Genomic DNA, 8,715 nt, shown 5'->3' with positions numbered 1-8,715 from the left:
TGAGCGCTTCTCCGACGCCGGGCAAAGCCCCGCCCAAATCCAACATCAGCGAGCGGCGTCCGAGAAACCTGAACCAACGCGGACTTGCTGATCCGCCAGTTCCTGTCCGGGACCCGTTATCTGAGCATTGCACCGGAACTGACCTTGCAGATGTCGGGATATCAGAATTTCGGGCAGTTCTGGCTGGAAGATTTCGGATTTCGCCGACAGGTCGGGATCGTCCGCCGTGCCGGACACATGAGCACGCCTCTCGGACGACGGTTCTCAGAGATGTTGCGCGCCAGTTTGCAAAGCCGTTCGGACGCAGCCCCGGCTGTCGCCCCCCGCCCCTGACACCATCATCATTTGCATCTACGATGTCGTCTGCGCCATATGGGTTGCGGTGACACGGCCGATTGTTCACTCCGGCTCCGGACGTAAAACGGGAGATCCTGCCCGGCGTCGAGCATCGGCCTCAAAAGAGCTTGAACAATCGATCTGAGACCTCTCGTCAGCCAACCCGGCAACGAGAGCAGGCAATGAAAAAGTCCAAATCCTCGGTCCAGTTGCAGCGATTTCTATCGATCCATCTTCCCCGCCCCGAAATGCCCTCCGACGAGTTCCGTGAAATGAGATCTCCGGCGATGCAGACATGGCGCGCAATCACCCAGGAAGCAGCCGTTTAAATCCAAGGATATGAAATTGTCTGGCCAACGGGTGTTACATTTACGGGGCCGTCAGGATTGCCTCACCGTCATTCCGCAGCCACATGCCCCTCGGCGGCATGCAGTTCCCGTTGCAAGCGCGCTTCTTCCTTTGCCTTGGGTGTCGTGAACCGCGCGAGCAGAAGATAAGCAACCGGCGTCAGATAGAGTGTCGACAACGTCGCCATCCCCAAACCGCCGACAATAACCCATCCAAGCGCTTCGCGCGCCTCGGCCCCTGCCCCTGCCGACAGGATCAGCGGCACGCCGCCCAGCACTGTCGATGTCATGGTCATCATCACGGGACGCAATCGGATGGTCGAGGCGTCGAGAATGGCCGCATGCACCTCCTGTCCCTTGTCACGTAACTGATTGGCAAATTCCACGATCAGAATACCATTCTTCGCCATGATCCCGATCAGCATCACCAATCCGATCTGGCTGTAGACGTTCAGGCTCTGGCCCGTCATGAGCAGCGCAAATACCGCACAGGCCAGCCCGAGCGGAACCGTGGCCATGACCACGACCGCGGAAACAAAGCTCTCGAATTGCGCAGACAGCACCAGGAAGACCACGAGTATGGCAAAGCCAAAGGTGACAAACAGACCCGAATTGGTCTGGTCCAGCGTCGCGGCCTCTGCCAGTGGCACGATGCGGTTCTGTTCGGCCAGCACTTCATTGCCGATCTCGCGGACCTGCGCCAATGCGTCGCCCAGCGACAACTCAGGCGTCAGGGCAGCGGTCAACTCAACCGAGCGGTTCTGCCCTTCCCGGTCAAGTTCGGGGGCGACGGCGCGCTCCTCAAGCGTCGCGAAACTCGACATCGGCACCATCTGCCCGCCGCTGGCCTGAACAAACACGTTCTCCAGATCGCCGGGGTCATTGACCGGGGTCGACGTCGATAGCATTTGCACATCATAGCTGGTGTCGTCGATAAAGACCGACGCAACCCGGCGCCCGTCCAGCAACGCTTGTAACGCTTGCCCCAACCCACTGATGTCGATGCCCAGATCCGCCGCAAGGGCGCGATCAATTTGCACAAAGAGTTGCGGTTGCGTGCGTTCGTATTCCAGTTGCACCTGCCCCATGCCGGGGATCGCACTCAGCCGCTCCACCATGGTCTCGGCCACTTCTGAAAGCTGTCCATAATTGTCGCCGGTGATCGCAAAGGCCAAGCCCCGGCCCGCCCCTCGAATGCCAAGCGAATTGGGCTGAATGGCAAACGCTCGCACGCCGATGACCCCGCGCAGCTTGCCGTTGATTTCAGACACGATATCCTGCTGGGCGCGTTCCCGATCGGCCCAATTGGCCAGCGTGAACACCATGAAACCACGATTGTCCGCACCGAACCCCGTGATCGAGAAAATGTTGGTGACCTCGCCGCTCTCCCGCAAGGGCGTTACCAGATCTTCGATCTGACGCATCTGCGCTTGCGTGTATTCCAGCGACACCCCCTGTGGTGCCGTAACGCGGAGCAGAGCGACGGCACGGTCCTCCCGTGGGGTCAGTTCCTGCCGGATATTGCCAGCGACCAACGCCGCCGCGACCGCAACGAACGCCGCGATCAGGATGACGGCAAAGGGCATCGCCAGCGCTGCACGCAGAGTGGTCGAATACAGCACCATCAATCGATTACCGAGCCATATCATCGGCCCGCGCGCGTTCTTGTCCGGGGTCTTGGTCAGCAACCTGCTTGCCAACACAGGGCACAGCGACAAGGCGACGACCGAGGACAGCATAACTGCGATGGCGAGCGTGAACCCGAATTCGCGAAACAGTCCTCCCGCCTGCCCCGGCAAGAACGACAACGGTATGAAGACAGCCGCGAGAGTGGCGGTCGTCGTGACCACGGCAAAGAATACCTGCCTCACGCCGTTCACTGCCGCTGCCCGTGGCCCCATCCCCTGCCCCCGCAGGCGCACAATGTTTTCAAGCACGACAATAGCGTCGTCAACCACCATGCCGGTTGCCAATACCAGCGCCAACAGTGTCAGGATGTTGATAGAAAACCCGATCAGATAGATCGCCGCAATCGTGCCGACAAGCGCCACCGGCAACGTCAGAGCCGGAATCAGAGTCGCTCGAACATCGCGCAGAAAAACAAAGATGATCCCAACGACGATCGCCACCGCAAAGGCCAGTGTCTTGAGGACCTCTTCGATGGAACCGGAGATGAAGGTCGCGTCATCCGAAGTCACGAATATATTCACATCATCGGGCAAGCTGCGGTCCAACTCCTCGACCGCCGCACGCACATTCTGTGATATCTCCAACGTATTCGACGTCGCCTGACGGATGATGCCAATGCCAATGCCCAGTTGCCCGTTGGCGCGCAGAATCGTTTCACCCGGCGCCGGCCCCAACGTGACACGCGCCACATCGCCCAGGCTGACGTCTTCGGCGATTTGCAGCGCTTCAAAGGCCTCCGGCGTCGCCACGCTCGCAGTTGTGCGCACGTTGATGGTCTGACGGTCTCCGGCCAGATCCCCGGCCGGCGCATCAAAGGCGACATCCGCCAGAGTGCGCTGAAGATCGCTCAACGTCAGCCCCCTGCTCGCCAATTCAAGCTGGTCGATGTCAACGCGAAAGATCGGAACGCGGTCGCCATAGATCTGGAGATCGGCAACCCCGTCGACGGAAATCAGGCGATCCTCGATCCTGTCCCGCACGATCCGCGTCAGCTCTTGCGGGGACCGTCCTGCTGAAGTCACGGCAATACGCATTACCGCCTGCGCATCGGAATCCGCCTTCACAATCTCGGGCTGGTCCGCGCCTTCAGGCAACTGGTTCACGATCCGCGCCACCGCATCGCGCACGTCCGTGGCCGCGACGACAATATCCACATTGTCATTGAATTCGAGGGTCACACGACTGCGCCCGAACCGGGAATTGGACGAGATCGACCGCACACCCGACACCCGACCGACAGCCCCTTCGATACGCCCGGTCAATTCCTGATCAACCGATTCCGGCGATGCGCCGGCAAATCTGGTCGTGACGGTAACCACCGGACGATCGACGTTTGGCAATTCGCGGATCTCCACCCCGAACAGCCCTGCAATGCCCGCCAGCACAATCAGCGCATTCAGCACGAAAGCGAGGATCGGCCGACGCACGAAAAGCGCCATCCCGGAGGTCTGACCCGCCGGAGCGCAAACCAGAGCAGTGGCGGTCATAGAGTTTCTGCCTTTGTGCCCGTTGCCGGCGGTTCGATGTGTTCGACCGTTTCGACTTCGGCACCCTTGCGCAAGGTTTGGACGCCCTCCGTCACGATGATCTCTCCAACTTTCAGGTCATCCGAGGCAACCAGCACGGCATCACTGTTGCGTTGCACGATATCGACGGTGGCCTGCATCGCCTTTCCGTCCCGCACGGTCCAGACAAAGGCCCCTTCGCTCGACCACTGCAAAGCCAGCGGCGCAATCGACAGCAATGTCTCTCCGGGAAAAGACATGGCGACGGAAAAAGCCATGCCCGCCCGCAGCCTGTCGTCGGTATTGGCCACGCGCCCCCGCACCAAAAGCGTCCGACTGGCCCGATCCACAACCGAATCGATAGCGGCAATCTCGCCTGCGAGCAGCACATTCCGCAGCCCGAGCGGCATCACCTCGATCTGTTGGCCCAGACGCATCTTGCCGACAACGCGTTCGGGCACGCGAAAGTCGATCAGGATGTCGGAGCGGTCGGAGATCGTGGTCAGAATATCCTGAGCATTGACCCGGTCGCCCTCTTGCACGTCAATGAGCCCGACCCAACCGGATATCGGGGCCATCACCTGCCGTTGAGACAAATCGAATTCGGCCTGCCGTACGGCCAACTCTGCCGTCCGCACTGCCACTTCGGTTTCGCGACGCCGCACCTCGGTCACAGCGCCCGCCGTTTCCAGACGTGCGACACGTTGCTCTTGGATACGCGCGTCTTCCAGTTCGATCTGTGCCATTTCATGCGCAATCTGTTCCGCTTCGTCGCGCAGCCGGGCAATGACGGTCCCTGCCTGAACGTAGCTTCCTGCGGTCAGCGACAGGTCGGTAATCACGCCCACCGCATTGGACCGGACCGTAACGGCAAATTTTGCCCGTCCGTCACCGATGGCTGTAATCCGGTCCGCCAGAACCTGCTCACCGACAGTCGTTGTGATGACCTGCGTCGCCCCTGATCGCGGGCGTCTTGCCGTGGTGTCAGCGACACCCTCTTCCGCGCGCTCGATGCCCAAGGGGGCCAGCAATCCGAAACGATCCAGAACACCCTGCGCGGCCGGAACCTGATTGCCCAGAATGTAAATGCCTGCAGCGACGATCACGAGGCACACGATAACTTGCCGAATGGCTTTCATGGCAGAGGCTTTCAAACTTGCGCTCACGATTTAGTATCGCGGATGGCGGAGTGAAAAGCACGTCAATATTACGTGCACACGCGTGGCCCACCCGGAAAGCTCTTCAACGGTTGAGCCGGTGCCGAGGGTCGGCTGTCTGAACGAACAGAAAGCCCGTAATCCCGCCGGAAACGGTCCCGAGCGGATGCCGTGCGTGAAACGACCAGACCGACGATCAACTCCCGCCTTCTTGTCCTTGGCAGTGCGTGCGGGCCGTAAGAAGACGTCATTGGGTATCTCTTGTAAACTGCGGTTCCTTGTTCATCTGCTCTTTCGACACTCAGCAAACTGCACATCAGCCCAAGGGTTTTGCGATCGATGTCGGCAAAAAAAGCGCAGCATCTTTCTCGAAAACCTCAGCAACGCTCCGAGCCGCGGCGCGACATATGCCGCGCCGTTAAAGCCGTACATCTGTTTTGTCTCGCTATGTTGGGTTATACTGATACCCTTTCATTTCACTTGCTCCGCGCCACCGGCGGCCCGGGGAACGTCCAGGTTCCGTCCTGAATTGATTGTTCGGGTTCATACATGCGAACCGCATAGTTCCAGCCGTCCATGATCGGCAGACAGTTCTCGACCCCCGCGCCGCAGCCGCCGAAACGAATGGTATAGGACCCGTCGCTGTTGGGCTTGGCGGTCAGGTTGTTCAGGCTGTATGCCTTGAGGTCATTTTCCTGGAAATAGCCCTTGGCGTTATAGAGGCTGATCGACCAGAACCCCTTGACCGGCACATCCTTGACGGTGAGTTCGTATTCGCCGACAGGCAGATTTGGCTGCACGTTGACATAGACAGCATCCTTGTCCGGCAGACCGCCCCAGGCCGAGGCTGTGCCGATCATGAAGTGAATCGGATTGACCTCATCCTTGGCGCCGAACGTATCGATGTAGCGTGCCAGGCCCTTGGCCAGGTCGAGAATGGGCTCAAGCGTCGCCTTGTAACTCGTTTGATCGTAATCGGGCATGGCAAAGGCCGTGTCAGATCCAGCGGAAATCTCGATCTTGTCCTGAAGCGCGTGCGCGGCGGCAAGATCGGCCTGATCCTCAGGGTTCGCAAGGGTGCGGATGACCAGTCCCACAACGGGGGTATCAAACTTGTCCACGGTCAGTTGATGCGCGCCACCGCCATAGAACACCTCGTTCACATACCCATCATTGTTGATGACCATCAGCGACATGTAACGCTTGCCGGCATCCGGCAGGGTGACCGTCGCGCCCTTGGAAATGTCGACCACCCCAAGGCTGTAGAGCGTGTCGCGGTTCATCCGGATGACGTTCTGCTTGTCGATCGGCGTCGTTGACCGGTTGTGGTGCAGCGCATTGATGCCGCCAGCCAGCTTGAGAATGCCTTCGAACTCCATATTGGTTTGTGCACGGTCGAAATTGTCAACATTGACGGTGATCGGGGCGGCAACTGCCGTCATGGGCGCCGCCACGACAGCCAGCGCAACGGCCAAGGAAACAGCAGAGAGATATTTCATATTATTGAGAGCCTTTTGTGGATATGGAATCGTTTGGTTTGACTTGAACGCGCAACCGCTCATTGAACCATTTCGATTTCGCCGGGACGCCAGGTCTTGTTGATCCAAGGCTCAAGCGGGCCGTACATGCGCAGGATCGTGAACCAGCTTTTTCCCGGGACGGTCTGAAGCCAGTTTCCCTCTTTGCCCTCGGGTGCCTCGGGACCAAAGTAGATGTCATAGGACCCATCTGCATTCTGGGTCATGCCCTTAGTCTGGCTGCCAATGGTCGGAAAGCTCTGCGACGTCTGGAGCTGCGAACGCGTCTGTGTGTCGTAGATCGTGACCGCCCAGAAATCCTTGACCGGCACGTCCTTGGGCAGGGTGAGTTTGTAGGTCTTCGCGCCGTCGAACGCCTGCTTGTTGGCATCAAGAACGGCCAAACCATAGTCCGAGCCCGCGCCCGGGATGGTGGCGGCCATGGCCGGGGTCACGCCACCAGCGTTGTAGTAATACAGCGCCCGCGCATCCAGTCCCATTGCTCCATCCGCCTCGAAGCTCGTGTTCTTGTTGGCGAAGGCCGTAGACCAGACGCTCTTGGGATCGTCTGGATAAATGCTCACCCCGGCGATACGGGGGTGATAGGTGATGGCGCGGGCCGACGCGGCGCCGAGTGTGGCGGCCTCGGTCAACAGTTTCTTCATCCGGTCATCCGGCGCGAAGTCCTGACCCTTGACGATGCCGATCGCCGCGATCTCACCACGCACGTCTGGACTGATTGCCTCAATCGGTTCCCCCTGAACGACCTCGTTCAGCATTTCGAAATAACTGAAGTCGCTTGGAAACACGGTATTGAACGCCTTGTTCGACACGTTGACGAACTCGGTCTCTGCCGGGTTGGCCGCGTCTTTCAGCGGATAGACTCGCAGCTTCGACTGGATGTTCTCGACCTCGGGCTTGAGTCCCTTTGCGATCGACCCGCGCAAAAACAGAAAATTTCGGTTCGTCGATGGCTTCAAAAGAAAGTATCCGTCCGGGATGTCACCGGAATAGCCGGGGGGCACGACAAGATACTTGCCACCTTCGCCCTTGTCTGGCCCGGTGACGCCCATATTGCCGACAAAACGCTGCCACGCATCGTTGAGAAAGCCGAGCATCCCGGGAGGAACCTCGATAACCGTCGGACCATCCTTGGCAAGATCGGTATAGGTATAGGCGTAGAGCGTTGAGGTGTTGGCCGTCACCACGAGGGTCTGGGAATCCATCAGATTGGCAAATAGCGCGATGCGGTTCGCGCCCTCGGCCCCGGCATCCGCGAGCCCCTTTCGCACGCTGTACATTGACACGGCACCAATATTGTCAAGGAACACATCGGTCCCACGCATCCGGTCGAGATTGTCATAGACCATCTCCACGGTCGCATCCGTGGGCACGCCGTCGAAGAACTCAAGCGCGCCGATGGCTGTCTCGACCTTGTCGGGGATCGAGATCGCGTCGAGCTCTTCCTGCGAAACTTGGCCGAAAGCGGGCCCCATGGCGAGGGTGAAGGCGATTGCACTCATAGCGGTCCGGCGTATCATCGATGATTTCTCCATAGGTGGAATTCATTTTTCTGTAAGGCTACGCGTGGGTGTGAGTAACTTCTGCCCAGTTCGCGCCATTCTCGTTTCTTCATGGCGCTCAACGGGAGCACCCCTGAAGACCTTCGGCGAGCAGCCCGCCCATCTGGCAAAAGCACGGCTGAACCCACTCGGGGAATTGTAGCCAAGTCTGGTCGCGATCTCCTGCACTTTCAGATCCGTCTCTCGCAGCAAGGCCCCGGCAATCTCGAACCGGCTCTGCTCGACCAGCGTCCAGAAACTGATACCTTGCTCGGTCAATCGACGCTGAAGCGTTCGGGGACTGGTCCCAAGACGTTTGGCGACGGATTCGAGTGAAACGGTACCGGCCAGGGCCAATCCGGCAATCACTGATTTGACCCTGGAATGCTCCTTTGGGGAATTCCTCATTCTGTAGGTCATATGAATTACACTACCGTCTTGTTACGCACGCACGGTGACCGATTCGTATTTCGAACGCAGCCCTTTTCGCGCCAAACTTCGTGAGAATCTGCCATCTCATAGACGTCAACGGTATTGCCAAGTTGTTCGGCCGTTATGGCTAGGTTAATTTGATGCCATGAACATCCCAACCAATATGCCGT

The 8,715-nt window shown here is 59.0% G+C and carries 6 protein-coding genes; 1 reads left to right on the top strand and 5 read right to left on the bottom strand.

Annotated features, from left to right (window positions below; translation table 11 throughout):
* The first annotated feature begins 84 nt into the window (after nt 1-84).
* Nucleotides 85-333: a hypothetical protein gene (locus LC354_RS24755; RefSeq protein ID WP_223428644.1), complete on the top strand. Its 249-nt coding sequence runs from the start codon at nt 85-87 to the stop codon at nt 331-333.
* A gap of 400 nt (nt 334-733) precedes the next feature.
* Here LC354_RS24755 and LC354_RS24745 read toward each other — a convergent pair whose 3' ends face one another.
* The 5 genes from LC354_RS24745 to LC354_RS24725 form a co-directional block, all read right to left on the bottom strand.
* Nucleotides 734-3,859: an efflux RND transporter permease subunit gene (locus LC354_RS24745; protein WP_223428643.1), complete on the bottom strand. Its 3,126-nt coding sequence runs from the start codon at nt 3,857-3,859 to the stop codon at nt 734-736.
* Nucleotides 3,856-5,016 carry an efflux RND transporter periplasmic adaptor subunit gene (locus LC354_RS24740; RefSeq protein WP_223428642.1) on the bottom strand — a complete coding sequence of 387 codons (1,161 nt, stop codon included), beginning with the start codon at nt 5,014-5,016 and terminating at the stop codon, nt 3,856-3,858. Before LC354_RS24740 ends, LC354_RS24745 begins: the two co-directional genes overlap by 4 nt.
* A gap of 494 nt (nt 5,017-5,510) precedes the next feature.
* Nucleotides 5,511-6,533 (bottom strand): DUF1214 domain-containing protein, encoded by a 1,023-nt coding sequence (locus tag LC354_RS24735; RefSeq protein ID WP_223428641.1) that lies wholly within the window; start codon nt 6,531-6,533, stop codon nt 5,511-5,513.
* Nucleotides 6,534-6,592: 59 nt separating this feature from the next.
* Entirely contained in the window at nt 6,593-8,092 is a 1,500-nt protein-coding gene (locus tag LC354_RS24730; RefSeq protein ID WP_223428640.1) for a DUF1254 domain-containing protein, read from the bottom strand.
* A gap of 24 nt (nt 8,093-8,116) precedes the next feature.
* Nucleotides 8,117-8,521, bottom strand: coding sequence for a helix-turn-helix domain-containing protein (locus LC354_RS24725; protein ID WP_223428639.1), 405 nt, complete (start codon nt 8,519-8,521; stop codon nt 8,117-8,119).
* Between the last annotated feature and the right edge of the window lie 194 nt (nt 8,522-8,715).

The sequence above is a fragment of the Tateyamaria pelophila genome (genome assembly GCF_019966495.1).
In the GTDB taxonomy this organism is placed as follows: Bacteria; Pseudomonadota; Alphaproteobacteria; order Rhodobacterales; family Rhodobacteraceae; genus Tateyamaria; species Tateyamaria pelophila.
Note: the sequence above shows the minus strand (reverse complement) of the source record. Positions and strands in the feature narration are given on the sequence as shown.